This window comes from Lentzea sp. NPDC092896 (assembly GCF_044754905.1).
GTDB lineage: Bacteria > Actinomycetota > Actinomycetes > Mycobacteriales > Pseudonocardiaceae > Lentzea.
Genome location: NZ_JBIVPX010000001.1, coordinates 2555180 through 2580272, shown reverse-complemented (window position 1 = coordinate 2580272; position 25093 = coordinate 2555180). Strand labels below are relative to the sequence as shown.

General features: G+C 70.6%; 22 protein-coding genes. 14 read left to right on the top strand and 8 right to left on the bottom strand.

Translation table 11 applies throughout. From position 1 onward, the window contains the following. Positions 1–3: 3 nt before the first annotated feature. Positions 4–588: a TetR/AcrR family transcriptional regulator gene (locus ACIQF0_RS11440; protein WP_401027559.1), complete on the bottom strand. Its 585-nt coding sequence runs from the start codon at positions 586–588 to the stop codon at positions 4–6. Between the two features lie 204 nt (positions 589–792). Between ACIQF0_RS11440 and ACIQF0_RS11435 the strand changes: the two genes are divergently transcribed. The 5 genes from ACIQF0_RS11435 to ACIQF0_RS11415 all read left to right on the top strand — a co-directional run bounded on the left by ACIQF0_RS11435 (position 793) and on the right by ACIQF0_RS11415 (position 4384). Beyond that, a complete protein-coding gene (locus tag ACIQF0_RS11435; protein WP_401027556.1) occupies positions 793–1629 on the top strand; it encodes an alpha/beta fold hydrolase in 837 nt (278 codons plus the stop codon). 360 nt (positions 1630–1989) lie between these two features. Further along, positions 1990–3123, top strand: coding sequence for a glycosyltransferase (locus tag ACIQF0_RS11430; protein ID WP_401027553.1), 1134 nt, complete (start codon positions 1990–1992; stop codon positions 3121–3123). Then, positions 3120–3377 carry a hypothetical protein gene (locus tag ACIQF0_RS11425; RefSeq protein WP_401027551.1) on the top strand — a complete coding sequence of 86 codons (258 nt, stop codon included), beginning with the start codon at positions 3120–3122 and terminating at the stop codon, positions 3375–3377. Before ACIQF0_RS11430 ends, ACIQF0_RS11425 begins: the two co-directional genes overlap by 4 nt. 65 nt (positions 3378–3442) lie before the next feature. Continuing rightward, positions 3443–3862: an HPF/RaiA family ribosome-associated protein gene (locus tag ACIQF0_RS11420; RefSeq protein ID WP_401027549.1), complete on the top strand. Its 420-nt coding sequence runs from the start codon at positions 3443–3445 to the stop codon at positions 3860–3862. Between the two features lie 111 nt (positions 3863–3973). Continuing rightward, on the top strand, positions 3974–4384 hold the full coding sequence (locus ACIQF0_RS11415) for an STAS domain-containing protein (protein WP_401027547.1): 411 nt from the start codon (positions 3974–3976) through the stop codon (positions 4382–4384). Positions 4385–4671: 287 nt separating this feature from the next. Here ACIQF0_RS11415 and ACIQF0_RS11410 read toward each other — a convergent pair whose 3' ends face one another. Then, positions 4672–6252: a GTP-binding protein gene (locus tag ACIQF0_RS11410; RefSeq protein ID WP_401027545.1), complete on the bottom strand. Its 1581-nt coding sequence runs from the start codon at positions 6250–6252 to the stop codon at positions 4672–4674. Between the two features lie 395 nt (positions 6253–6647). Here ACIQF0_RS11410 and ACIQF0_RS11405 point away from each other — a divergent pair, with 395 nt between their 5' ends. Further along, on the top strand, positions 6648–7541 hold the full coding sequence (locus ACIQF0_RS11405; RefSeq protein ID WP_401027542.1) for a CPBP family intramembrane glutamic endopeptidase: 894 nt from the start codon (positions 6648–6650) through the stop codon (positions 7539–7541). A gap of 7 nt (positions 7542–7548) precedes the next feature. Here ACIQF0_RS11405 and ACIQF0_RS11400 read toward each other — a convergent pair whose 3' ends face one another. The 5 genes from ACIQF0_RS11400 to ACIQF0_RS11380 all read right to left on the bottom strand — a co-directional run bounded on the left by ACIQF0_RS11400 (position 7549) and on the right by ACIQF0_RS11380 (position 14605). Next, on the bottom strand, positions 7549–8073 hold the full coding sequence (locus ACIQF0_RS11400) for a hypothetical protein (protein WP_401027540.1): 525 nt from the start codon (positions 8071–8073) through the stop codon (positions 7549–7551). 60 nt (positions 8074–8133) lie between these two features. Beyond that, positions 8134–8652 carry an RICIN domain-containing protein gene (locus ACIQF0_RS11395; protein ID WP_401027537.1) on the bottom strand — a complete coding sequence of 173 codons (519 nt, stop codon included), beginning with the start codon at positions 8650–8652 and terminating at the stop codon, positions 8134–8136. A 141-nt stretch (positions 8653–8793) separates the two neighbouring features. Beyond that, entirely contained in the window at positions 8794–11637 is a 2844-nt protein-coding gene (locus tag ACIQF0_RS11390; protein ID WP_401027535.1) for a M48 family metalloprotease, read from the bottom strand. 134 nt (positions 11638–11771) lie between these two features. Then, positions 11772–14015 carry a molybdopterin-dependent oxidoreductase gene (locus ACIQF0_RS11385; RefSeq protein WP_401027532.1) on the bottom strand — a complete coding sequence of 748 codons (2244 nt, stop codon included), beginning with the start codon at positions 14013–14015 and terminating at the stop codon, positions 11772–11774. Positions 14016–14026: 11 nt separating this feature from the next. Continuing rightward, positions 14027–14605 carry a TetR/AcrR family transcriptional regulator gene (locus tag ACIQF0_RS11380; protein ID WP_401027530.1) on the bottom strand — a complete coding sequence of 193 codons (579 nt, stop codon included), beginning with the start codon at positions 14603–14605 and terminating at the stop codon, positions 14027–14029. Between the two features lie 99 nt (positions 14606–14704). On the opposite strand from ACIQF0_RS11380, the gene ACIQF0_RS11375 reads away from it, so the two are divergent. The 8 genes from ACIQF0_RS11375 to ACIQF0_RS11340 all read left to right on the top strand — a co-directional run bounded on the left by ACIQF0_RS11375 (position 14705) and on the right by ACIQF0_RS11340 (position 24132). After that, positions 14705–15463, top strand: a complete 759-nt coding sequence (locus ACIQF0_RS11375) for an ArsR family transcriptional regulator (RefSeq protein WP_401027527.1) — start codon at positions 14705–14707, stop codon at positions 15461–15463. Beyond that, positions 15460–15837, top strand: coding sequence for a VOC family protein (locus ACIQF0_RS11370; protein WP_401027525.1), 378 nt, complete (start codon positions 15460–15462; stop codon positions 15835–15837). Before ACIQF0_RS11375 ends, ACIQF0_RS11370 begins: the two co-directional genes overlap by 4 nt. Positions 15838–16143: 306 nt before the next feature. Continuing rightward, a complete protein-coding gene (locus ACIQF0_RS11365) occupies positions 16144–17739 on the top strand; it encodes a trypsin-like peptidase domain-containing protein (protein WP_401027522.1) in 1596 nt (531 codons plus the stop codon). Continuing rightward, positions 17736–19952 (top strand): tetratricopeptide repeat protein, encoded by a 2217-nt coding sequence (locus ACIQF0_RS11360; RefSeq protein ID WP_401027519.1) that lies wholly within the window; start codon positions 17736–17738, stop codon positions 19950–19952. Before ACIQF0_RS11365 ends, ACIQF0_RS11360 begins: the two co-directional genes overlap by 4 nt. Next, positions 19949–21394 carry a VWA domain-containing protein gene (locus tag ACIQF0_RS11355; protein WP_401027516.1) on the top strand — a complete coding sequence of 482 codons (1446 nt, stop codon included), beginning with the start codon at positions 19949–19951 and terminating at the stop codon, positions 21392–21394. The genes ACIQF0_RS11360 and ACIQF0_RS11355 overlap by 4 nt, the downstream gene beginning before the upstream one ends. Further along, entirely contained in the window at positions 21391–22503 is a 1113-nt protein-coding gene (locus ACIQF0_RS11350; RefSeq protein ID WP_401027514.1) for a hypothetical protein, read from the top strand. The genes ACIQF0_RS11355 and ACIQF0_RS11350 overlap by 4 nt, the downstream gene beginning before the upstream one ends. Continuing rightward, complete coding sequence (locus ACIQF0_RS11345; protein WP_401027512.1) at positions 22500–23771, top strand: ABC transporter substrate-binding protein; 1272 nt, start codon at positions 22500–22502, stop codon at positions 23769–23771. Before ACIQF0_RS11350 ends, ACIQF0_RS11345 begins: the two co-directional genes overlap by 4 nt. 10 nt (positions 23772–23781) lie before the next feature. Continuing rightward, positions 23782–24132, top strand: coding sequence for a CU044_2847 family protein (locus ACIQF0_RS11340; RefSeq protein WP_360042615.1), 351 nt, complete (start codon positions 23782–23784; stop codon positions 24130–24132). 27 nt (positions 24133–24159) lie between these two features. On the opposite strand, the gene ACIQF0_RS11335 is transcribed toward ACIQF0_RS11340, so the two are convergent. Then, entirely contained in the window at positions 24160–24984 is an 825-nt protein-coding gene (locus tag ACIQF0_RS11335) for a glutaminyl-peptide cyclotransferase (protein ID WP_401027508.1), read from the bottom strand. Between the last annotated feature and the right edge of the window lie 109 nt (positions 24985–25093).

The window sequence follows — 25093 nt, the reverse complement described above, 5'->3', positions numbered from 1 at the left end:
CGATCAGGAACTCCCGGCTGGCGGCACGGCCCTCTGCTCCAGTCCCGCGATCAAGACTTCGATCAGCACGCGGTAGCTGGCGTCGACGTCACGGGGCAGACCGAAGCCACCGGCGCTCTCCAGGCTCGCGAAACCGTGGACCGCCGATCGCAGCGCGCGGGCGGCGTCGATCGCGTCGGCGTCGCGCAGGCCGAGTCCGGCGAGGATGGCGAACAGGGCTCGCAGCGAGTCGTCACTGACGCGGCGGCCTTCCTCGTCGTCGGCCGCGGGTGCGCGAACGGTGGCCGTGTAGCGACCGGGGTGCGCGATGACCCAGCGGCGGTAGGCGTCGGCGAAGGCGTGGATCGCGTCCGGACCCGCTTTGCCGACGGCCGCCCTGGCCGCCACCTCGCCGAGTTCGCGCTGGGCCTGCAGGGCGATGCCGCGACGGAGGGCGTCCAGGGACTCGACGTGCCGGTAGAGCGAGGGAGTGCGCACGCCGACCCGTTCGGCCAGCAGCCCCATGGTCAGCGCTTCGAAGCCGACCTCGTCGGCCAGTTGCGCGCCGGCCGCGATGACCGCGGCCGGAACGAGGCCCGCCCTAGGCACGGGCGGTCGGCGTGGGAAAGGTCAGCATGAGGATCACCACTTCGCCGGGACGCGCGGGCGGCCCCGCACCGTCGATCATCTCAGGCTCGCCCGGTCAGGCGCGCCGCGACAGCGTTCACCGCGCCGCCGGCCGCGCCCCTTGACAGGGTTAGCTAATCACTTTAGCTTAAGGCTAACACGATTAGCTTTCACCCGGAGGACGGCATGACCGAGTACCTGAACATCGCCGGAAACACCATCGCCTACGACGTGACCGGGCAGGGCCCGCTCGTCGTGCTGGCCCACGGCATCGGCGACAGCCGCCACTCCTACCGCTTCCTCGCCCCCGCCCTGGCCGCGCGGGGATACCGGGTCGCGAACGTCGACATCCGCGGTTGCGGTGACTCGAGCCTGGGCTGGAACGGCTACACCCGCACCGACATCGCTTCCGACCTGGTCGCCGTCGCCCGCCACCTCGGCGGCCCGGCCGTGATCATCGGCCAGTCGATCAGCGGTGGTGCCGCGACCATCGCCGCCGCCACCGCACCCGACGTGATCACCGGTGTCATCGAGCTCGCGCCGTTCACGCGCGCGCAGTCCCTCGATCTCGCAGGACTGTTGCGCGTCAAGCACTTCCGCGCGGGCTACACCCAACTCGCGAAGGTCATGGTCGGCGGCAGCCTGGAGAGCTGGAAGAAGTACCTCGACCTGGCGGTGCCGGCCAAGCCCGCCGACTGGGACGCCGAACTCGCCCGCATCGAGGCCAAGCTGCGCGAACCCGGCCGGATGAAGGTCCTCCAGGCCATGTGCAAGACCAGCCCCGCCGACGCCGGTGCGCAGCTGGCCAACATCACCTGCCCGGTCCTGGTCATCATGGGCAGCGCCGACCCCGACTGGGCGGACCCCCGCGCCGAGGGCGAGAAGGTCATCGCCGACCTGCCCCGCGGACGTGGCGAACTGGCGGTCATCGAGGGTGCCGGGCACTACCCGCACGCCCAGACACCCGACGAGGTCCTCGCACTCTCCTTGCCGTTCCTGGCAGAGACGCTGACGCGCGCCTAGAGGGCTCGGCGGTCACCGAGCGGCCCACCGCCGAGCAGAATGGATTTTACTTTCCGGCGAATTTTGTGTTTCACCTCGCGTTGCGTGCTCACGATAATTTCCGCTTGACATTTGATGGCCCAGAAAAATCTGGACACACATTCTGCTGATCAATTCGGAATGGGTGTAGTGTCGATTTCACCAGGAACACCTCGTACGTGGGCGGTCAAGCCCATGTCGTACTCGGCGAAGAACTGAACCGGCCGCCTTTCCGGCCGGGGGACGGGAGTCCCGGCGTGATGCCGGCATCACGCCGCAGGCGCACGCCTGACCCGTCCACAGTGGAGCGTCTGCTTCCGACAATCCGAAGGGCCCCGCTTCGTGGTTCGCACGTACGGTTTTCTGAGCACGTATCCGCCCACGCGATGTGGACTCGCCACGTTCACCGCTTCTCTGCTGCGCCATCTGACCGCGGTGACGCCGGGAAGCACGGGCAGGGTGGTCCGCGTCCTCACGGAGCCGGACCACGAGCCGGTCGCCGCCGCGGAGACCCGGATGGTGCACCAGATGACTCCCGGCGCGGCCGAGGACGCGGCCGAGGTGCTCAACCGCTGCGACGTGGTCGTGATCCAGCACGAGTACGGGATCTACCCCGGCCGCGACGGCGAGGACGTGCTCGGCGTGCTCGCCCGGCTGCGCGTGCCGGTGATCGTCGTGCTGCACACGGTGCCGAGCACGCCCACGCCCGGCCAGCGGCGAGTTCTCGAGGAGATCGCCGGCCACGCCGACGCCGTGGTGACCATGTCGATGGCCGCGCGGCAGCGGCTCGTGGACGGCTACGCCGTCGAGCGGCCCGATGAGGTCGTCGTGATCCCGCACGGCGCACTTCCCGTCGCCCCGCCCACTCGCACTCCGTCCGCCGACCGGCCGTTGATCCTCACCTGGGGTCTGCTGGGCCGCGGGAAGGGCATCGAGTGGGGTATCTCCGCACTCGGTGCGCTGCGCGACCTGAAGCCCCGTTACCTGGTGGCCGGCCAGACCCACCCCAAGGTGCTGGCGCACGAGGGTGAGATCTACCGCAGGAACCTGCGCAACCGCGCGGCCACCTTCGGCGTCACGAACCTGGTCGAGTTCGACCCGGCCTTCCGCGAGGCCGACGCGCTGGCGGAACTGGTCGGCCAGGCCGATGTCGTCCTGCTGCCCTACGACTCGTCCGAGCAGGTCACGTCCGGCGTGCTCGTCGAAGCCGTGGCCGCCGGCACACCGGTGGTCGCGACCGAGTTCCCGCACGCGGTCGAGCTGCTGGCGGACGGCGCCGGGCTGCTGGTGCCCCACCGCGATCCGGCCGCCATCGCCGCGGCGTTGCGGCGGGTGCTGACCGAACCGGGACTCGCGGCCGGGATGAGCGAGCGTTGCGCGCGTCTCGCCCCGGCACTGAGCTGGCCGGCGGTCGCCAACCGGTATCGCCGTCTGGCGGAGCGCGTGCTCGCCGACCGAGTCGTGGTGGCCACGTGACCGGCGAGGCCCGCCTTTCGCCGACCCCTGCAGGTGGCTGGCGCATCGGTGAACCCCGCCCGGCGTTCGACCAGCACCCCGTCGCGGCGCTCGCGGACGCCTGTGCCCGCGCCCATCAGGCCACCGGCGACCTGAGGTGGCAAGCCGGTGTCCGTCACGCGATCGCGTGGTTCAACCGCGACCAGGGCGCCGACTCGACGCTGGCGCCGATCTCCACCCCGCAACACGGCCACACTCTGCCGAGCAGTGCCTGATCATCCCGCTGGCGCCGCGCGACCCGTCCCCCTCGAGCAACACTCCACAAAGGACAAGTGAGCAGATGAACGAACGGCCAGAGGACACCGCGGTGATCACCAACCGGCTGCACCTCGCCACCGGCTTCCTCTCGAACGAACGCGGCTGGGTCGTGGAACGCCTGGCCGCACTCGGCTCGCGCCTGCGCTCGTTCCACGACGACCAGATCGACCTCGAGATCAGCGTGAAGGACCGCAGCGGCGTCGAGCAGCGAGTCACCCTGGAGTGCTGGATCAACCGCACTCCCCGCCTGCACCTCGTCGCCACCTCGTCCGAGCCGGATCTGGCGGCCGCGCTCAACGAGGTCCGCACCGAGCTGATCCGGCAGGTCGACGAGGCCAAGACGCGGACCGAACCGCGCCACAACCGCGCGCTGCGGCTCGTTCCCGCACTGACTGTGCCCGAGCACGGCCGAACGGACACCAATGGCAACACGATCGAGTGATGGCACCCCGGCGTGGCTTGCGCACGGACTCCGCTGATACCTAACGTGCGGCTTCTCTGTCCTCCGCCCGCCTGGACCCCGCGGTCGCCACGGTTCCCCGAGGAGAATCCCGTGAGCACCGTCCGTCTGCCCAGAGTGCCCGTGACCGCCCGGAGCGTCTCCGGCCAACCGGGTCGATCCCCCGGCACCGCGCGATTCACCGTCACCGAACAGCTGGTCCGTCGAGGGTCCGTCGTGATCGCGGTACTCGGCGAGGTCGACTCGCGCAGCGGTCCGGTGCTGCACGCCCGTCTCCAGGAGCACGTCCGCAGGGCGGGCCCGGATCTCATCGCCGACCTCACCGCGGTCAGCTTCCTCGGCATGGCGGGCCTGGCCACCCTGATGGCCGTGTGGGAGACGACCGTGACCGCGGAGGTCGAGTTCATCGTGGTAGCGCGCACCCGCGCGGTCCTCCGGCCGCTCCGGCTCACGGGATTGGACCGCAAGTTCGACGTGGTCCACGACCTGGCCGGGCGGCGGTGACGGATCGGCGAGGTCCGGTCGCTCGGTCATCCGCGGTACCGCTGTCAGGTCGAACGCGGCGTAGGCCGCGCTCAGCCCGTGGGAGATGCCGACCGCTTCTCGGAGGTAGTGGGCCGCCTGGCGTTTCGACTCGGCGACCTGCTCCGGGGTGCGCGCCGGCAGGAAGCTTTCGCCCAGGTGCAGGCGCGCGGTGCGCCACGGCCGTCCACCAGGTTCCGCACGTGCACGATCACCCTCGTCAGGTAGGTCGTGCTCGGTGCCCGCGCTGTCAGCCGCGCAGCGCACTCTCAGGCGTAGTGATCGAACTCGCTTTCCAGCACACCTTCCCCTCGGGTCAGGGAAGGCAGTCGTCGTTGCAGCTCACGCACCCGTGCCGCCGGGATGTGTCCTTCAAGGACGGTCGCGGACGTCGTCAGCGCAACGGCGCCGACCTTGCCCAGCGCGGCGAGCACCGTGGCGAGTGCGTCCGCCGGAATCTCCAGCCGGAATCGGTGCATCGGTTCGCACGTCGCAGTTCCTGCTCGACGCAACGCTTCCCGCAGCACGATCGGTGCGAGGCCGCGGAAGTCGCCCGCCACGGTCACCGGTGAGGAGTATCCGGAGTGCGTCATCGTGACCGCGCAGTCGTGGATCCGGTCAGCGCGCAACGTGTCGCGCACGGCGTCCTCCGCGGCCCTGAAGAAGGCGAGCGGCAACGAGCCCAGCTCCACCTCCAGCCGGAACTCCTCCGGTCCCGGTTCCACCCGGAACCCGATGGTGGCCGCGAACGGGCTCTCGCCCAGGAACCGCACCGCCTCACCCACGCCCTGGAGACGCTCCACGCGGATCGTTCTCGTTTCGCGGAACGTGACGGCAACGCCGTACTCCAGCGCGAGCGTCGCCTCGATGACCTCCTTCTGCACCTCGCCGTACAACGAGACCACGATGTCGTCGCCGTCGAGCCGCAGGTCGATCAACGGATCCTGCTCGGCGAGCTGCCGCAACGCGGAGTGCAGAGCCACCCGATCGTGCGACTGCACAACGGTTTCCAGCGTCGGCGGCGCGATGTGGTGAACCCGGTGGCGGCGAGCGGCGCCGATCGTGTCGCCGATGCGGACGTCGAGGCCCCACAGCTTCGCGATCTGCCCTGCCCGTGCGGCGGCGCGACGTGGCGCCGAGCCGCCCTCGAACACCGCGATCGCGGTGACTTTTCCTTCGCTGTCACCGATCTTCACCCGATCACGCACCCGCACGGTCCCGGAGAACAGCCGTGCGAACGCGATCTTCTCCCCCGCCCTGCCACGTTCGATCTTGAACACCGTGCCGGACAGCGGACCGTCGACCACATCGGCCACCGGCGACAACGACGTGACGCCGGCGACCAGCTCGTCCAGGCCGTCACCGGTGATCGCGGACCCGAAGTAGATCGGCGCCTCGGTCGCCAGCTTCTCGACCACGTCGCGCGCCACGCGCTCCCCGTCGGCGCCACGACGGTCCATTTTGTTCACGAACACGACAGTCGGGATCTCCAGGCGCCGCAACGTGCGCATGAGCACGCGGGTCTGCGCCTGCACGCCCTCCACGGCGGACACCACCAGCACGGCGCCGTCGAGCACGTCGAGCACCCGCTCCACCTCGGCGATGAAGTCCGGGTGGCCCGGTGTGTCGATCAGGTTGACCACGACGTCACCGACGACGAACGACGCGACGGCGGACTTGATCGTGATCCCGCGCTGCCGTTCGAGCGCGAGCGAGTCGGTCTGCGTGTTCCCCGCGTCCACGCTGCCGAGTGCGTCGATCACACCGGCGGCGTGCAGCAACCGCTCGGTGAGGCTGGTCTTACCAGCGTCGACGTGAGCCAGAATCCCCAAGTTCAAGGTGCGCGACAAGCGTCATGTCCTCTAGATAGGCAACGAATACCTTCTGGGTGAACACGAACGCCCCGCGCATGTGCCTCTCCTTGTCCGGACGACTGGTCGGGTTCAGTCGATCAGGCCGCGAGCCGCGGCGCAACCGAGATTGTCGTGTCGTCTCAAGCTGGTCCACACCCTGCCGCCTGTCCGCGACGGCCGAGTTCGTCGTGTCGACCACAGGTCCGCGCAAATCGCGGTCGTCGGCTGACCATCCGCACAGGACTCTCGAACTGGCCGCAGGTCTCGTCGCGCCGTGGCTCGTCCCCGAGTCACGCCCGGTGCGGCCGGACGAGCACGGTGGAGTGGGCTCTACCGTCAAGAGGCCCCTTGCCTCGACTGACTCGCGGACCTGCGGTTTCTAGCTTGGTGCCATGACTTCAACGGACACGGCCGGCGCACGGGCACTGGTCCTTCGCCACCCGCTGATCACGTTCTTCACGCTGGCCTACGGCATCAGCTGGCTCGCCTGGACGCCGTACGTCCTGTCGTTGGACGGGCTCGGCGTGCTGCACTTCCGCTACCCGGACTTCCTCGTCGGCAACCAGCTGACGGCGATCATGCCCGGCGCGTACCTCGGGCCGTTGACCGCGGCGTTCACGGTCACCGCGATCACCGAGGGGCGGGAAGGGTTGCGCCGCTGGCGCAAGCGGCTGTTCCAGTTCCGCGCCGGCGTGCGGTGGTACGCGTTCGCGTTGCTCGCGGTCCCTGTCGCGGTCCTGCTCGGCACGCTGGCGATGGACGGTGCTGAGGAGGCCGTGCGGCTGCCGTCCCTGATGGTGCTGGCCGTCTACGTTCCCGCGCTCGTGGTGCAGCTGCTGACCACCGGTCTCGCCGAGGAGCCGGGCTGGCGCGACTTCGCGCTGACCCGTCTGCAGACCCGGCACCACCCTATGGTGGCGACCCTCGTCCTCAGCGTCCTGTGGGCCGGCTGGCACCTGCCGCTGTTCCTCACCCCGTGGGCCGGGCCCAACACCGGCGCCGAGACGATCGCGCTGTTCTTCGTGGTGGCGCTGGAGATGAGCGTGCTGATCACGCTGGTCTACAACAAGGGACGGCAGAGCGTGCCGTTGGTCATGCTCCTGCACTGTTCCATCAACAACTTCCAGTCGGTCGTGTGGTCCGAGGTCTTCCCGGGAGACGACCCCCGCTGGCTCTGGGGTCCCGCGCTCGGCCTCGGTCTGCTCGCCGCCGTCGTCATCGCCGCCACGCGCGGCAAGCTCGGCTACGGCTCCGGTGTCCAGCAGACGGTGAGGGCCGAGGCATGAACCCCGGTCACACGCCCAGCTCGTCCTTCTCCCCCAGCCGGCGCAACGCGTCGGCGAGCCGTTGCCTGCGGACGCGTTCCGCACGCGACGCGATCCACAGGCAGAACAGGCCGAGCGGCAGCTCGACGAACAGCGCCTGGGCCCAGGCGAGCGGGCGGTCGCGGCGCGGGCTGGACATCGTGTCGAACCAGGCGTCCACGAACAGCAACGCGCCTGTCACCGCGGCGGGCAGCTGCACGTGGTCGCGCCGCCGCAGGGCCAGCCAGCCGGTGACGACCAGCATCGTCGCGAGCGCGACGTCGAAGACCACCCAGGACAGGGTGTACTGGCGAAGCGAGGTGGTCAGGAACGCGCCGCAGCGCACCTTGGTGTCCGGGCAGCGGGCGGGCACGTTCAGGAAGTCGTTGAACAGCACACCCGCCCAGATCAGCGTGATCACGCCGGCGGCCAGGTAGAACGGGCCTGCCCAGCGCGGCAGCCCAGCGCGTTTCCTCTTGCCCTCCACGCCGCCGAGCCTAGTGAAGCTGATCATCTCCCGCTGTCCGGACGAGGCCGGCCGCGGCGGCCACAGGTCGCCGCGGCCGGTCCGCCGTCAGACGGGGAAGACGCCGAACGACTGCGCGGCGGTGCCGTTGCAGACCCAGATCTGCAACGCGGCGCCCTCCGTGGACAGCCCTCCCGGTACGTCGAGGCAGTGGCTGCTCGTGCCGGCGACCCGCGACTTGAGGGTCACGAAGTCGGGCAGGTTCCGGCTCGCCTGGAACCGCTGGTTGCTGATGTTCGCACAGGGCCACTGGACGACCGGCGTCCCGTTGTTGTTGCTGCCCAGCACGTCCATGCACTTCAGGGTGACCGCGTTGCGGATCTGGACGACGTGGTTGTTGTGATCGATGAAGTCCCAGCGCTGGAACGCGCTGCCGTTGCAGGAGACCTGGACGATCGGCACGCCGTCCGCCGTCGACTCGCCCTGCGGCGCCAGGCACTTGCCGCTGACAGCGCTCCGGACGGTCACGTCGAAGTGGTCGTCGGCCATGGCCGGAGCGGCGGTGCCGAGCAGACCCGCCACGGCGGCGGTCATGGCCAGCGCTGTGGTGGCGATCCGTTTTCTCATGTGAGCAACCTCCCCTGAGCTCAGGCGCCGAAGCCGGGGCCGCCTGAGGTGGTGCACGATGGGTCGTCACGCACGATGGCAAGGCCCGTCGACAACCCGTCGACAGTGCGCAGACAACGGCCCCTCAGGAAGGCTGACAGTTCACCCGGTGTGGCTCGTCCGGGCCAGCCGGATGGTGAACGAGGTGCCGGTCTGCGTCATGACGTCGCCCTGACAGACGTAACTCTCCGGCTCCACGCCCGCCTCGAGCGCACGGGTCTCCTGCACCACACCGTCCATCGTCACCACGGTGGTCCCGCTGGCCGTCGGGCTGCTGTACAGGATCTGTCCGGCTTCGGTGGTGTACGTGAAGGTGATCGTTCCCGAGCTGACCGATTGGATCGTCTTCCCGTTGAGCGTTCCGGTCGTGACGTTTCCGGTGCCGAAGTCGAGGACCGCGGTGCCGTCCGTCCGGAACCGTTGGACACGACCGGTGCTCGTGAACCGCACGTCCAATCCAGCAGGGGACTTCACGTGCGACTCGTTGGCGGTCTCGACCCACGTCCCGACCACGCAGGTGTCCACTGTGGTCACCTGCGGGCCGATGTCGTTTCCTGCAGGGGCCTCGTACCCGGTCCACAAACGCCAGTCTCCCGCCAGTCGAGGCAGAGGGGCCGCGATCATGACGGCGGCCAGCAGCGCGATCACCACCACTGCGACAGCAGGCACGTCACGGGCATCGGCGGGATCAGGCCGCCGGCGCAGGGCACCGACTGCCGCACCGAGCAACGCGCCCGGAACCGCCGCGATCAAGCCCTTGACCAGGATCGTGTGCAGCTGTCCGGTGAGATCGGTGAGGCTGACGGCCGGGACGCAGCTCGCCGGCGCGGTTCCGTACAGGTCGATGCAGCGGCTGAACAGGAGGACGCCGAGCCAGCCGACGGCGGCGAGGGTTCCCGTCAAGGACACCGCGAGCGCGATGAGGGCGGGACGGTGCCGGCGGGCGCGAGCGGCGACGAGGCCGGCGACGACGGCTTGCGCGAGCACTGCCACGGTGATGTACGTGCACAGCTGCACGTAGCCGAAGTAGGTGGTCTCGGTCGTGAAGCTGGTGTCGTGTCGAACGTTCAGAGGCAGGGCGGACTTGGCCACATAGGACAAGACGACACCGATGACCGCCGTGGCGATGCCGCCGCCGAGTCCGATGGTCAACGCCCGGCCGAGACGCAGGGCGGGCACCCCGGCCGGAGCGCCGGTTGCGCCGCGACGGAGTGTGATGATGATCGGGACGAGCCAGAGCAGGGTCAGGCCGGGCAAGGTGAGCGGGTTGCCGTCCAGGTACTGCAACGGGAGCCAGGTGATGTCGGTCCACCAGGCGAGGGCGCGGTACCAGCCGATGTCCGCACCGGTCCCGGGAACGGATCCGAAGATCGGCGTCCAGAGCGTCAGGTCCAGACCGTGCAGCACGAACCACGCCGCGAACCAAGGCGCGGCAACGACTCCCGCGGCCGCGACCACCGCGAAGGGCGCCCACCTACGACGCGGCGCGGTGGTCAGCGCGAGACGCAGAACGGACTGCGTCCATCCGGCCAGCAACACCCCGCCGGCCACCAGCGGCAGCGTGGTGACGACCACGGCCAGGCCGGTGCCCGAGTAGTCCCACCTGACGCTCGCGTGGAGCAGCGACAGGGACTCACCGAGCACGAATCCGGCGGCGAGCACCGTCGGGCACAGCAGCCAGGTCCACCGGGGCGGCCGCCGCGCCGGGTCAGCGGCGGCGGTGTGCCACAGCGTGACCGCGAGCAGCCCGCTGAGGACCAGCGCGATCACCAGCCCGACCAGGCCCCGGTTGAGAACTGCGGTCGTCACGAACAGGAAGTCGACCGCGTAGCCGAGATTGCCCGCGAGCATGCCCGCGGCGATCCCGGCACCGGCCAGCACCCACGGGCTCGGGCGTGCCAGGACGGCAGGGTCGTCGATGGCGGCCAGCCGCTGCCGGGGATCGGGATGCGTGCTCAGCAACGCCCGCCACCGCGGACCGGCCGGTGCCCGGAGCCGGCCGACGAGGCCGCGGAGCGCGCCGTCCGGTCCGTCGTGGACGGCGGCGATCGCGTCGGCCTCCGTTTCCCGGACGCGCAGGATCGCGTTGCGGGTCAGGTACACCAGCACGGTGAGCACCAGCAGCGAGCCGAGCACGGCCAGCGTCCCCGTCCAGTGACCGGTCAGGGCCGTCACGGGCCAGCCGAGCGGAACGGCCAGCAGCAGCCCGATCGCGAACGGGATCAGGGCGACGACCACGTACGCCCGCCAGATCGCCGTGGTCAGGTAGGTCTTGTCGACGTCCCGGTGCCACAGGTGCGCCAGCTCGTGCAGCACAACCGCGCGAAACGCCGCCCGATCGGTGCTGAACAGGACCACCAGGCCCGCGTCGAGCTGCACGTGGCGGCGACGGACGTGACCGAACGCCCGCCCGCCGGCCGTGAGGTTGTAGGGCGCGAGCAGCCATGCCGGGGGCCGGGCCAGTCCGACCTGCCGGCTCATCTCGCCGAGGTGGGCCAGCAACTCACGACCGCTTTCGGCCGAGATCGGCACCAACCCACGCCGGCGAATGATCCACCGCGGATTCAGCCAGTACAGGACCACCGCCAAGCCGAACAGCAGCACCAGCCCGCACCCCGCCCAGGACACCTCGTCGAGGTACACCGGCGCCAGGCACCGCGTCACGCGTGCGGCGGCCTCCGCACGCGCCGCCACGTCATCCGGGCCGGCCAGGGGCGGCAGACCGGACACCTCCGCGAAGCAGCGCTTCTGGGCGTCCACCTGCCGAGCCGAGTTCGCCGGTACGAGCAGATGCAGGAGCATGAACATGGTCGAGCTCGTGGCCACGACCACAGCGACCAGCAGCGCGAACCGCGTCGTCGTCCCCGCGGGCACACGGTGCGGATCGAGCAACGGTCTGTGCGCGGGGTCGTCCTGGCTGCCGCTCTCGAGCTCCGTGCCTGTCATCGCAGTCCTCGCCCGTCGACCTACGAAGATCGGACGCAGCAGAGCGTTCTCCAGGTCGTTCGGACATGCGAGAGTTTGCGCACTTCTCACTCGATCGTCGTAACACCATTCCGCTTCGACGACCGCAGTCGGTCCTAAGTAGACAGTGGCGGCCCGAGCCGTTCGAGCCGTGCCGGTACGTGCTTGTGCCACGGTGTGCCGGCCCACTCGTCGCGGTCCTCCGCGGCGGTGAGCTCGTTGGGAGCGACACCCGTGCGCTCCTTCACCGTGAGCCCGAGGCCGTTGGGAAGCGAGATGTGACCGGAGCGCATGGTGTCCGTGGCGTCCACGGACACCTCCGCGCTGCCGCGCCGCGTCGTGAGCCTGACCCGGTCGCCTGTCGTGACACCGAGCCGCGTCGCGTCGGTGACGCTGATGCGCAGGCGGCCGTCCGGGTCACGCCGTCGCCAGCTGGGGTCGCGCATGATCGTGTTGGCGGTGAAGGCGCGTCGTTCTCCCGCGGACAGCACGAACGGCCAGTCCGGGTCCTGGCGTGGGACGGGCCGGTCGCCCAGCGCGGCCACGGCGGCGAGCAGTTCCGGCACGGCGAGGGTGATCCGCTCACCGCGCAGGCGCCGCCACGAGGCGTCGTACTCGTCGTCGGTGATGTGCACGCCGTGCGTGCCGTCGACGATCGCGTCGAAGAGCCGCTCCCCCGCCTCGAACCCTGCCCCGTAGCCCGCTTTCTCGACTCCGGCCGGGTTCTTGCGGGCGCACTCGTGCGCGGCCATCCACAGCACCGCGGCCGCTGAGGCGTCGTGCGGCAGCGTCGGACCGAGCGTGCGGTACAGCAGGACGGACGCGAGCCGCCGCTTCGCGGGATCCGCGAGAACGGTGAGGAACGCCTGCGCGAACTCGGCTCGTCCGGCGTGCGCGGCCGCGCGCAGCGGTGCGTAGTCGTCTTCGGTGAGCGCGCCGGACGCCTCGACCAGACGGGCGTGGATCTCCGGTTCGGGCAGCACGCCTTCCGGTGCGGCCACTACGGGGTGCCGCAGGTGGAAGATGTTGCGCGGGAAGTCGAAGTTGAAGAACGTGGCCTCGAACTTCTCGAACTGCGTCGGCGCCGGCAGCACGTAGTCGGCCAGGCGCGCGGTCTCGGTCATCGCGACGTCGATGACGACCACGAGTTCCAGTGCGGCGAGCGCCTCCCGCATCCGGGCCGAGTCGGCCAGCGAGTGCGCGGGGTTCGCGCTCTCGACCAGCATCGCCCGGTAGCGGGCCGGATGGTCGGTGAGGATCTCCTCCGCGATCACGTTGCACGGCACCAGGCCGCTGATGATCCGTGCGCCCGCGACCGGGCTGCGCGGGCCCTCGCCGCCGGCGTGCCCGCGGTCACGGCCGATCGGCACCAGGCTGGAGGGCACGTACTGGGCGCCGCGTTTGCCGAAGTTGCCGGTGAGCAGCCAGACCAGCTTCTCGACGTAGCTCACGAGCGTGGAGTCGCGGTTCATCTGGACCCCGAGGTCCTCGAACACGGCCACGGAGCCCGCGGCGGCGATCCGGGCGGCGACCGCCCGCACCAGCGATTCCTCGACATCGGCGATGGCGCAGTAGTCGCCGACGGGTACCTGCCGCAGGACGGCGGTGACGGCGTCGAGGCCGTCCGCGTGCTCGGCGAGCCAGTCGGCGGCGATCAGGTCCTCCTGCACGAGCACGGCGGCCAGCGCGGTCAGCAGGTAGACGTCGGTGCCGGGGCTGACCTGGAGGTGGAAGTCGGCCAGTTCCGCCGTCTCGGTCCGCACGGGGTCGATCACGATCATCGACCGGGCGGGGTCCTTGGCGATCTCCTTGAGCACCGAACGGGCGCGCGGGAAGCCGTGCGACTGGTAGGGGTTCTTGCCGACGAACAGCGCGACCTCGCAGTGCTCGAAGTCCGCGCGGGTCATGTTGCCGAGCATGCGGGCGCTGACCCAGAACTCGCCGGTCTTCTCCTGCGCGAGCGCGGACGAGCGATAGCGGCCACCGAACGCGGCCATCGTGGCGGGCGAGTACGCGCCGCCGAGGTGGTTGCCCTGACCGCCGCCACCGTAGTAGAAGATCGTCTCCCCGCCGAAGGTGTCGCGCACCTCGCCCAGCCGCTGCGCGATCTCGCTGATCGCGGTGTCCCAGTCGATCTCCTCGAAGGTGCCGTCGGGCCGCCGGCGCAGCGGGTGCGTGATCCGGCCCGTGTCGCCGTTCTGGTGCAGGCCGAGGCGCAGCGCCTTGTTGCAGGTGTAGCCGGCCGACGCGGGATGGAGCTTGTCGCCGCGGATCTTGTCGAACGACCGGCCGTCGTCACCGACGAGGATCTCGATCCCGCAGTTGCACTCGCAGAGGATGCAGGCGCTGGGTTTCCACATGGGCCAGGCTCCTAGTCTCGTCGCTCCAGCAGGGGCGCGATCTCGGCGAGCACGTCGTCGAGCGGGCCCAGGTCACGATGCGCGCGGCAGAGGATGATCGCTCCCTCGATCGCGGACACGACCAACGTCGCCAGCCGCTGCGCGCGCGGTGCCTCAAAACCGTTGGCGGCCAACGCGTTCGCGAGGCTGGCCTGCCAACTGGCGAAGATCTCCCGCACCACGTCACCGGCGTCGGGGACGAGGTCGCGGCTGTCCACGGCCATCGCGGCGACGGGGCAGCCCGCCCGGTAGCCGGTCCTGGTCAGCGCCCGCTTCCAGAAGTCGACGAGCCGGCCCACCATCTGCCGGACGTCGCCCTCGGCCGCCGACTCGCTGACCATGGCGGCGATGTAGTCCCCGGCCTGGCGGACCGCACCCAGGACCAGCTCGTTCCGGCCGCCGGGAAAGTGGTGGTAGACGGAACCCCTCGGCGCACCGCTGTGCGCCAGCACCGCGTCGACCGTCACGCCGGCCGCGCCGCGTTCCCGCAGCAGCAACACGGCGCTGTCCAGCATCCGCTGCTTGGTGCCCCGCCTGCCCTGCTCGCTCATGACGCCCCCTGTTCGGGAGTATGGCAGAGACCATAGTCGGTGTCATCGGCTCACAACACGGCTCTGGTACATCAATCTGGATTGATGTAATTTCCGGGCATGCCCACCGACCGGCCGGTGTCGAGTCCGCCCCCGCTTCTCGGGCTGGCGGGCGAGGCGTTGCGATGGGGCCTGCTGCGCGAGCTCGCCCGGAGCGATCGACGGGTGGGCGAGCTGGTCGCAGCCGTGGGTCAGCCGCAGAGCCTGGTCTCCTACCACCTGCGCAAACTCCGCACCGGCGAGATGGTGACCGCACGGCGAAGTTCGGCCGACGGCCGCGACACCTACTACAGCCTCGACCTCGCGCGGTGCACCGCGTTGCTCACCGAGACCGCGAGCGCCCTGCACCCCGGCCTGCGGCTCGGTCCTGCGCAGACGACCACGGTGGACACCACTGGCCGCGTGTTGTTCCTGTGCACCGGAAACAGCGCCAGGTCGCAGATGGCCGAGGCGCTGCTGGCGGCTCGCGCGGGGCGGATCGAGGTGTTCAGCGCGGGCAGCCGTCCCAAACCCGTGCACCCGAACGCGGTCGCCGTGATGCACGACCACGGCGTCGACCTGTCCGGCTGCCGCAGCAAACACCTGAGCGAGTTCACCGGGCAGCGCTTCGACTACGTGATCAGTCTGTGCGACCGGGTGCGCGAGGTGTGTCCGGAGTTCCCCGGCGGGGCCGAGCTCGCGCACTGGAGCATGCCCGACCCGTCCGCCGAGGGCACCTTGCCGGCGTTCGAGCGCACCGCCGCGGAGCTCACGGTCCGGATCGGCCACCTGCTGCAAACCATGGCGCACGACCACGAAAGAGAGGTACCGGAACCATGAGTGAGACCCTCGCCAACGTCCGCTACCTGGTCGACGACGTGCAGGCCTGCGTCGACTTCTACACCACCCACCTGGGGTTCGCGCTGCGCTCGTCCGCGGCGCCCGCGTTCGCCGACGTCGTGCGCGGACCGTTGCGGCTGCTGCTGTCCGGCCCGGCCAGCTCGGCGGGACGCCCCATGCCGGACGGAGAGACTCCGGTCGCCGGCGGCTGGAACCGCATCCACCTCGTCGTCGACGACCTCGACGCCGAGGTCGCCCGCCTGCGCGAGGCCGGGGTGCGGTTCCGCAACACCGTCGTCAGCGGGCCGGGCGGCCGTCAGATCCTGCTCGTCGACCCGGCGGGGAACCTCGTCGAGCTGTTCCAGCCGCGCTGACAGAGGCGCGTCCGGCCGGCGTGAACCTCGGGCCGCCGTCGTGGAGAGCACAGATGATCGCCGGGCGCTCGGACGGTTTCGTGCCGCGGAGGGCGATCAGGTGAGGCCGAAGATCTCCGGGATCGAGTCGAACGCGAAGAACAGGTTGTCGACGCTCAGCCCGTACTCGGTGACCAGCCCGCGAGAGTCGAAGCAGGCCCTGATCACCCGCCGTGCTCCACGAAAGTGGAAATCGCCTTGGGCCAAACGAGCGATAGGCCGTCAACACGCCCAGGTTCGCCGAAGCCCGGACGTATGTTCCGACCCGTGGTCGATCACATGCCCGACGACGAGCCGTGGCGGGTACGTCTGCTCGACGCCGATGGCGGAGTCCTGGGCGCGGGCGTTCTGCTCGGGGAGACGCACGTGCTGACGTGCGCGCATGTGGTGCCTGAGGGTGCGGACCACGTTTTCGTCGACCGGATGCGGGGGCCCGTCGTGCGCGCCGACGTGGACCTCAGCCGCTGGGTGCCTCCGCTGGAGGACCGCCGGGGTGACGTCGCGCTGCTCGACCTGACCGGGCCTCTGCCGGGAGCGGGGGCGATGCTGCGCCGGACCGCGCTCCGCAGGAATCTGGTCGTGCGCACGGTCGGTTTTCCGGGGCGTGTGCACGACGGGGTGTCGGTGCTCGCGAAGCTCGCGGGGCGGGGCGGACCCGGTGGCGAGTGGGTGCAGATGAACCGCGAGTCCGCGACCGAGTACCCGGTGACCGGCGGGTTCAGCGGCGCGGGTGTGGTCGACGACGCGGACGGGTCACGGGCGGTGATCGGCATCGTCGTCGGCGAGTACGCCAACGACGTCGCCCACCTCTCCTGGATGATCCCGGTGGAGACGATCCTGCACCACCTGCCCGGCGTGGCGCGGTGGACGACCGGGGGGCCGCCGCTCGACGACGGGTTCGCGGCGAAGGCCGCTGCCGAGGTCGAGCAGGTCGACCTGGCGCGAACGCTGGCGAGCTGGCTCGACCGGCATCGCACCCACGACACGGTGATGGTGCTGGTGGGCCGCGACTGCGAGGTGTTGCGACGCGCGGCCGGTCTGTCCACTGTGGAGTCACGGCCGGTGGTCGCCGGCGCGCCGGAAGGCACCGTGCCCGGTGTCGGCAGCGTCGACCTCGCGATGGACGCGTCCAGCCGGACGGTGGACCAGTTGTCGCTGCGCATCATCGATCGCGCCGGGCTGGGGTCCGACGAGAGCAGCACACCTGGTGAACAGGTGCGCGCAGGGACACCGCCGATGACCGTGGTGGTGGACGGGGTGGACGACGCCGAGCAACCGGAGGCGTTGCTGCGGGAGGTGCTGCAACCGATCGTCGAGCAGGGATCCCGGGTGGTGCTCGGTTTCCGCAGCGAGTCGTCTCCGAGCCTGGCCGTGGCGCGGTCGTGGGAGCTCGGCTCGATCACCGGCCGCCTGGACCGGCTCGCCGGCCAGATCAAGGATCTCGCGGAACAGGAGGAACTGCTCGCGCGGCACCACCAGCCGGTCAGGGATCGCGCCGCCGGTCTGCGGATGCGGCTGAGCAGGATGAGGCTTGCCGTCACGCGTCCGCACGCGGTCCGGCCGCTGCTCGACGAGACGGAGGACGCGCTGGCGCGGGCCGTGCGGCGGGCCGACAAGGCGATCGGGACGCTCGATGAGCTGCTCGAGCGGCGGCGCGTGGCCGTCGGACTGCTCAACGCCTACCAGGCGAAGGCCGATGACGGCGGACTTGTCGAGGACACCGGGCTCGCCGCGCTGTACCGCCGGGCGCACGAGTTGCTGGCGCGCCGGCTCGACGACCTGCCCGCCGCCGAAGAGGCGGTCCAGGCGTACGGGAACGCGATCCGGCACGCGCTCGGCAACGCGGGGAGGGAGCGGCGGTGACGGCGTGCAACCGGCCGGGCTGCACCGGAACGGTGCGGGGAACGGGCTTCTGCGGCACGTGCTTCCGGCGTCCGCTGTCCGAGGCGGAGATGCCTGGGCCGGGTGCGGCCGCGTCGGGCCCGAGCCGCACGAGCGGTGATCCGCTCTCGTTGCCGGTCTTCGAGTTCCCCGACCCGTCCAGCCGGATCCTGCGCGACCCGGACATCCCGGAGGAGAGCCGCAAGTGCGCGACCCCGGACTGCGGGGCGGAGGTCGGCCGCAGCTACGCGGGACAGCCCGCCATCAGCGAGGGGTTCTGTCCTCGTTGCGGCCACCCCTACTCGTTCCTGCCGAACCTGCACGAGGGTGACCTCGTGGCCGATCAGTACGAGGTGATCGGCTGTTTCGCGCGCGGCGGTCTGGGGTGGGTCTACCTGGCCAGGGACACGCGGCTCGACGACAACCTGGTCGTCCTCAAAGGACTGATCGACCTCCGCTACGCCGCGCTGGCGACGGCCGAGCGCCGCGCGCTGACGATGATGGACCACAAGAACATCGTGCGGATCCTCAACTTCGTGTCGTACCCGGACAGCACCGGCAAGCGGCGCGAGTACATCGTCATGGAGTACGTCGACGGCCTGACGCTGCGCGAGGCCACCCGGCAGCGCATGCTCGGGGCGGAGCCGTTGCGGGTGGAACACGTCGTCTTCTGCGTGCTGCAGGTGCTGGAGGCGATGGAGTACCTGCACCGCCGCGGATACCTGTACTGCGACATGAAGCCGGACAACGTGATCGTCCGGCCGGGGCGCCGCGGCGAGGAGGACCGCGTCAAGGTCATCGACCTCGGCGCCGTGCGCAAGACCGGCGACCGCGAGAGCGACCGGATCGGCACGAAGCCCTACGAGGTGGACGGCACCGAGATCAACGCACGCGGTTTGACCGTCCAGTCGGACATCCACACCGTCGGTGTCACCCTGGAACGGCTGTACCGCGGCACCGCCGACTGGCTGGACCAGCAGACGGGCAGCACGGACGACCGGTTCGCGATCGGGCTCGAGTCGTTCCAGCGGCTGGTCGCGCGGGCGAGGCACGCGGACGCCGATCATCGGTTCGACTCGGCCGCGCAGATGGCCGAACAACTCAAGGGCGTGCGGCGGGAGATCGCGTCGCTGCGGGACGGCGTCTCACGACCCGAGCCGTCGGCCGTCTTCGCGCCCACGGCCGTGCTGCTCGACGCCGGACTCGGCGCCGTGCCCCCGTTGCACCGGTGGACCCGGCCCGACCAGTACAGCGGTACCGGAGTACCGCTGCCCGACGGGCGGCCCAGCCCGGCGGCGGTCGCGATCGGGCTGCCCGTGCCGCGGGTCGACCCCGGCGACGAGGCCGCCGGCTACCTGGACGCCACCGGCGCGCCGGATCCCTTGCGGCTGCTGAACAAACTGGAGACCGCGGAGCTGAGCACGGCCGAGATCTGGTTCGCCCGCTGCCGCGCTCAGCTCGAACTCGGCAGGCTCGACCTGGCCGCGGAGAGCCTGCGTTCGGCACGGCGGCAGGCCGGCGACTGGCGGGCCGCGTGGCACCGCGGGTTGCTCGCGCTCGCACGGGGCGAGGTCGAGCAGGCCGGGTCGGAGTTCTCGGCCGTGTACGACGCGCTGCCCGGTGAACAGGCGCCGAAGCTGGCGCTGGGTTTCTGCGCCGAGCACGACGGGAAGCACGACCGGGCGCAGCGGCTCTACGAGGCGGTGTGGCGGGTCGACCGGTCCCAGGGCAGTGCCGCGTTCGGGCTGACCAGGATCAGGCTCGCCGAGGGCGACCGCGCGGGTGCGGTCGCCGTGCTGGACGAGGTGCCGAAGGTGTCGCGGCACTACGACGACGCCGCCGTCGCGGCCGTGATCATCCTTTGTGGACTGTTGCGGTCGGGTGCGCCCACGGCGGCGGACCTGCGCGAGGCGGCAGAACGGTTTCCGTCGCTCTACCTCGACGGCGGTGAGGAGGACGGCGACGCGCGCAACCGGCTGGTCACGATCCTGCGCGAGGCCGCGTTCAAACGCGTCGGCGAGGCGGGCGCCCATCTCGACGGCGGCGCGGTCTTCGGTGCCGTGCCGAGTGAGGAAGGACTGCACTTGCTGCTGGAGGAGTCGTACCGCGGACTGGCCGGCCAGGCGCACGACGAGGACGAGCACGGCATCCTCATCGACCTCGCCAACACGATTCGCCCGAGGACGTTGTTGTGACAGAGCGAGCGCAACCGGCCTTCACCCTGTCGGTGAGCCAGAACGCCTACCTGTTCGCCGGTGAGACCGAGATGCACGCCGTGCTGACCGTAACGGGGCAGGGTCTGGACGGCCTGACCGGCGGCGAGGCTCCCGAGGCCGCCGAGGTGATCGCCATCGACTGCTCCGGGTCGATGCACAGCCCGCAGACGAAGCTGCTCGCCGCGCAGAGGGCGACCGCCGCGGCGATCGACGCGTTGCGCGAAGGTGCCTTCTTCGCGGTGGTGGAGGGCACGCATTCGGCTCGGGTGGTCTATCCGCGCGACGAGGAACTCGTCGCCGCCACCACCGAGACGAGGGCCGCGGCCAAACGAGCCGTGAAGCACCTCACCGCCAGCGGGGGCACCGCCATGGGCTCGTGGCTGCGGCTGGCCGAACAGCTGCTGGCCGGCCACCCGACGGCGGTGCGCCACGTCCTGTTGCTCACCGACGGCAGGAACGAGCACGAGTCCCCCGCCGAGCTCGACGCGGTCCTGGCCGAGTGCAAGGGGAAGTTCGTCTGCGACGCGCGCGGCGTGGGCGACGGGTGGGAACCGGAGGAGCTGCTGCGGATCGTGTCCGCGCTCAACGGCACGGCGGACGCGGTCCGGGAGGAGACCGATCTGATCGAGGACTTCACCGTGATCATGCGGGCCGCGATGCGCAAGGTCGTGCCGGAACTGCTGATCCGGATCGACACGCCGCCGTTCGCCCGCGTGCGCTTCCTCCGGCAGACGTTCCCCACCCAGGTGGACCTGACCGGGCTCGACTCCCCCGCCGGCGCGCTGACTGCGGTGTACCCCACCGGGTCCTGGGGCGAGGAGAGCCGGGAGTTCCACGTCTGCGTGGACGTGGAACTCGACGGCCTGGAGCTCAGCGAGTACCAGATCGCCGAGGTCGGCCTCGTGCCGGTGCGCGCCGGGACGGAACGCGACCCGGTGCCCGGTACCGAGAAGCCGATCGTGGCGCAGTGGACCGAGAACACCGTGCTCTCCAGCGTGATGGACTCGCAGGTGGCCCACGCCATGAACCAGGCCGAGCTGGGCAGGGCGGTGATGGCGGGCTGCGAGGCGTACGACGCGGGACAGCTCGAGCAGGCCGCGCTGCAGTGGGGAAGGGCGGTGGCGTTCGCCTCGGCGCAGAACAACGAGAAGGTGCTCGCCCGCCTGCACCGGCTGGTCGACGTCGTCGGCGATCCGGCGAACGGGGAGGTGCGGATCAGGACGGACCTGGAGCAGCTCGACCTCAAGCTGAGCGAGGTGAGCAGGAGCCACGGCACCCGCGGCCCCGACGAGACGAGCGATCACCCGGTCGCGCCGCCGCAGGCCGGTCCGAACGTCACGTGCGCACACTGCGGGCACGTCTCCCGCGCGGACGCGATCTTCTGCGAAGCGTGCGGCAAGACCGTCGTGGCCACCACATGACGGCCACCCGCTCCACGACCCGTCGCAGCCTGCTCCGGCTCCGCGCCGTCCTGCTGGGCCTGACGCTGCTGGTCCTCATGTCGTCGTGGTACGCCTTCGACGACGTGAACGACACGATCGACACCGTGCGCGACCGCACCGCGCCCGCACTGCTGGAGGCCGCCGCCGCGCGGTCCGCACTCGCCGAGGCGGACTCGTTGGCCATCAACAGCTTCAGCTCGGGTGAGGCGCAGCTCGTCGGACCGGGTGATCGCTACCAGAACAGGATCGCGGTGGCGAGCCAGAGCATCGCGCAGGTCGCCGAGGACAACACCCTGGGAGACGCGGGCAGCAAGCAGCTGCGCGTGGTGGCCGGGCTGGTCGTCGCGTACACCGGGTGGATCGAGCAGGCCGACGCGCACTACCGGCAGGGCGGCGGCACCACCACGCTGGCCGCTGTCGATCTCTGGTACGCGTCACGCCTGTTGCACGAACCCAAGACCGGCGTCCTGGCCCAGTTCGAGGAGCTGGCGAAGGCCCAGCAGGACGCGCTCGGCGCACAGCTCGACGAGAGCTCGACGACCTTCTGGCGCGGCGCGCTGGTGGCTCTGCCGATCGTCGCGCTGCTCGTCGCTCTCCTGGTGGCACAACGCTTTCTTCGACGACGGTTCCGCCGGGCGTGGAACCTGCCGCTGGTGTTCGCCACTGTCGTGCTCGCCGGCTGCGGCGTGATCACGGTGCTCGGAGTGGTCGCGCAACAGCGGGTGGAGGCCGCGGCGGGCGAGCTGCGGCAGGTGACGAGCACCTGGGACACCAGGACGTCCGCCACCCGCGCGGCCGCGCAGGAGGACCTGAAGGACCTGGTCACCAAGCTGTGCGCGCCCGCTGACGGCGGATGTGGGGACACCGTCGTCCGGTTCATGGCCGACCTTCGCAGCAGTGGCACACCGGACGCGGTGACGGACAAGGACCTGACCGACGCGGCCAAGAACGTCAACAACTCGGTGGCGGAGACGGACGACTACGCGGACCTGGAGGCGCTCATCCCGATCGGTGCCGGGCTGATCCTGCTGTCCGTGCTTCTCGGTCTTCAACCACGCATCCAGGAATACAGGTACGAGCGACGATGACCCGACTGCTGGTTCTGTTGCTGCTGTTGAGCGGTGTGTCCGCGTGCTCCAGCGCGGGGTCGGAGGGCACGGTCCAGATCATGGCGTCGTGGACCGGCCAGGAGGAGGCCAGGTTCCTCGAGGTGGTGGCGCCGTTCGAGGCCGCGGAGAACATCGACGTCAAGTACGTCGGAACCCGTGCGCTCAGCCAGGTGCTGCAGTCCGAGGTGCAGCAGGGCACTCCCCCGGACATAGCCGTGCTGCCGAGCCCCGGCGAGCTCGCGAACTACGCGCGCAACGATCACCTCATCCCGTTGGACTCGATCGTCGCCTCCGGCCGTGACGAGTACAGCGACCAGTGGCTGAACCTGGAGAAGGTGCGGCAGAAGCGCTACGGCGTCGCGGTCAAGGCGGACCTGAAGAGCGCGATCTGGTTCAACACCAAGGCGTTGCCCGGCCCGAAACCCGGGACCGGTGAGGAGTTGCTGGCGCTGACCCGCACCCTCGCCGACGGCGGCCGCACCCCGTGGTGCATGGGCATGGGCGCCACCCCGGACTCCGGCTGGCCCGGCACCGACTGGATCGAGGACGTCCTGCTGCACCAGGCCGGTCCCGACGTCTACCGGCAGTGGGCGGCGAGCAGGTGGCCGTGGACCTCCCCCGAGGTCCGGCAGGCCTTCACGACCTGGACCCGGCTCGCCGGGGGCGACACCGTGCGCGGAGGCCCGAAGTCGGCTCTGCTGACCGACTTCGGCGACGCGGGCCGGTCCATGTTCGGCCCGCAACCGAGCTGCCTGCTCGACCACCAGGCCTCCTTCATCACCGGCGTCTACGAGGGCTACGACACCGCCCCGAAGGCCGAGCAGGACTTCGACTTCTTCCCGTTCCCGGCCTTCGAGGGCAAGCCGCGCTCGTGGGTGGTCTCCGCCGACCTGGCGGCGATGTTCAACGACACCCCTGCCGCCCGCAAACTGATCAACTACCTCGCGTCCGCACCGGCCCAGCAGATCTGGCCGCGCAACGGCGGCGCCTACTCGGCGAACCGCGGCGTCGGACCGTCGGTGTACGGCGACGCCGTCAGCAGGAAGGTCGCCGCCACCCTGACCTCGGACGAGTCGCTGTGCTTCGACGCCTCCGACCTCATGCCCCCGAAGATGCGCACCGCGTTCTACCGCGCGGTCCTCGAACACCTCGACGACCCGGCCAAGCTCGACGCACTGCTGCAGAAACTGGAGATCGTGCGCACCGGCGTACCGGAAGAAGAGCGGCTGGAGTTCCCCTGCCGATGAGGAGTGGTACATGACAGAGTTCGCACGCTTCGAACTGGAGGGCGGCGGCTCGGTCGTCGTCGAGGTCGACGAGGAGCCGGGCGTCTCCCGGGCGAGCCGGTCGGGCCGCGTGCTGCGCGACGCCCGCGCGACGTTCGAGAAGGCGCTCACCGACGTGCGCGACGCGGCCGCGACCGCGCTCGACCAGTTCCGCACGATGAGCCGCGCGCCGGACGAGGTCGAGCTGAAGTTCGGGGTGAAGCTCGACGCGGAGGCGGGTGCGGTGATCGCGAGGACCGGGGTGCAGGGGCAGTTCGAGGTGAAGCTCAAGTGGCGGCGTGACGATCTGCCCGTCGAGGAGGAAGTGGTGGAGGAGGCGTAGATCCGCCTCGCTCGCTGATACCGGGGGTCAGGGCCGGGGCGTCAGCCCGATCCGGTAGCGGTGGTGGTAGTGCCTGCCGGTGAGCCACAACTCCCCCGCCGCGCCCGGCACCGCCGCGATGCCGCCGATCACCTGGTTGCGGCCCGTCGGCACTTCGGCGACGGTGACGGCGGTGAGGTCGGCGTCCGCGGTGACGGTACCCGAGGCGAGGTCCACGCGGATCATCCAGTCCGTGCCGTCGACGGCGGCCCACACCTGCGGGCGGCCGTCGACGCTCGTGCAGTGGAGTTCGCCGAGGCGCGCGGCCGCCCACTCGCGGGCGTCGACGCGGAGTTCGCGGATCAGCTCGGCGGTGTCGCGGTCTCGCAGCAGCAGTGTGGTGGTGCCGTCGGACTGCACGAGGTTCGTTCCGTCGTAGCACAGTCCCCACGCCTCGTCGGTCATCGTGGCCCGGCGTCGTTCCGCCAGCGAGCTCGGATCCAGCAACACGGCGGCGACGGCGCCGGTGTGCCACAGGCCGGCCGGTGTCAGCGCGGTTCCGCTGCCCGGCGGCACGGTCCGCTGGGCCTGGACCTCACCGGTGGCGGGTGCGACCGCGCGGATCACCGGGCCCGTGTTCTCCACCAGCAGGTCGCCGACCAGTTCCAGGCCTCGCGCGTCGGCCCGGTCGGTGGGGACGCGTGCGAGGACCTGTGCGCGGAAGTGCCGTGAGGTGGATTTCGTGGCCACAGGCACGGGACTGGCCGTGGTCGAGGTGACCTGGGCGACGGGGCGGGGAGCCGCACAGGCGGTGAGGGCCAGCAGCGCCGCGGCCGCCCAGCAGAGGACTCTGTTGACGCACAACGGTTTCACCGCACCGATCGTCGTGAGGACCTGACCGGGGCGCTTCCGCCGTCGTGGGTGAGCCCGCCGGGCCCGTTCATCCGCCGGGGGTGAGGCCGCCCGCGGTGTGCGCGGCCAC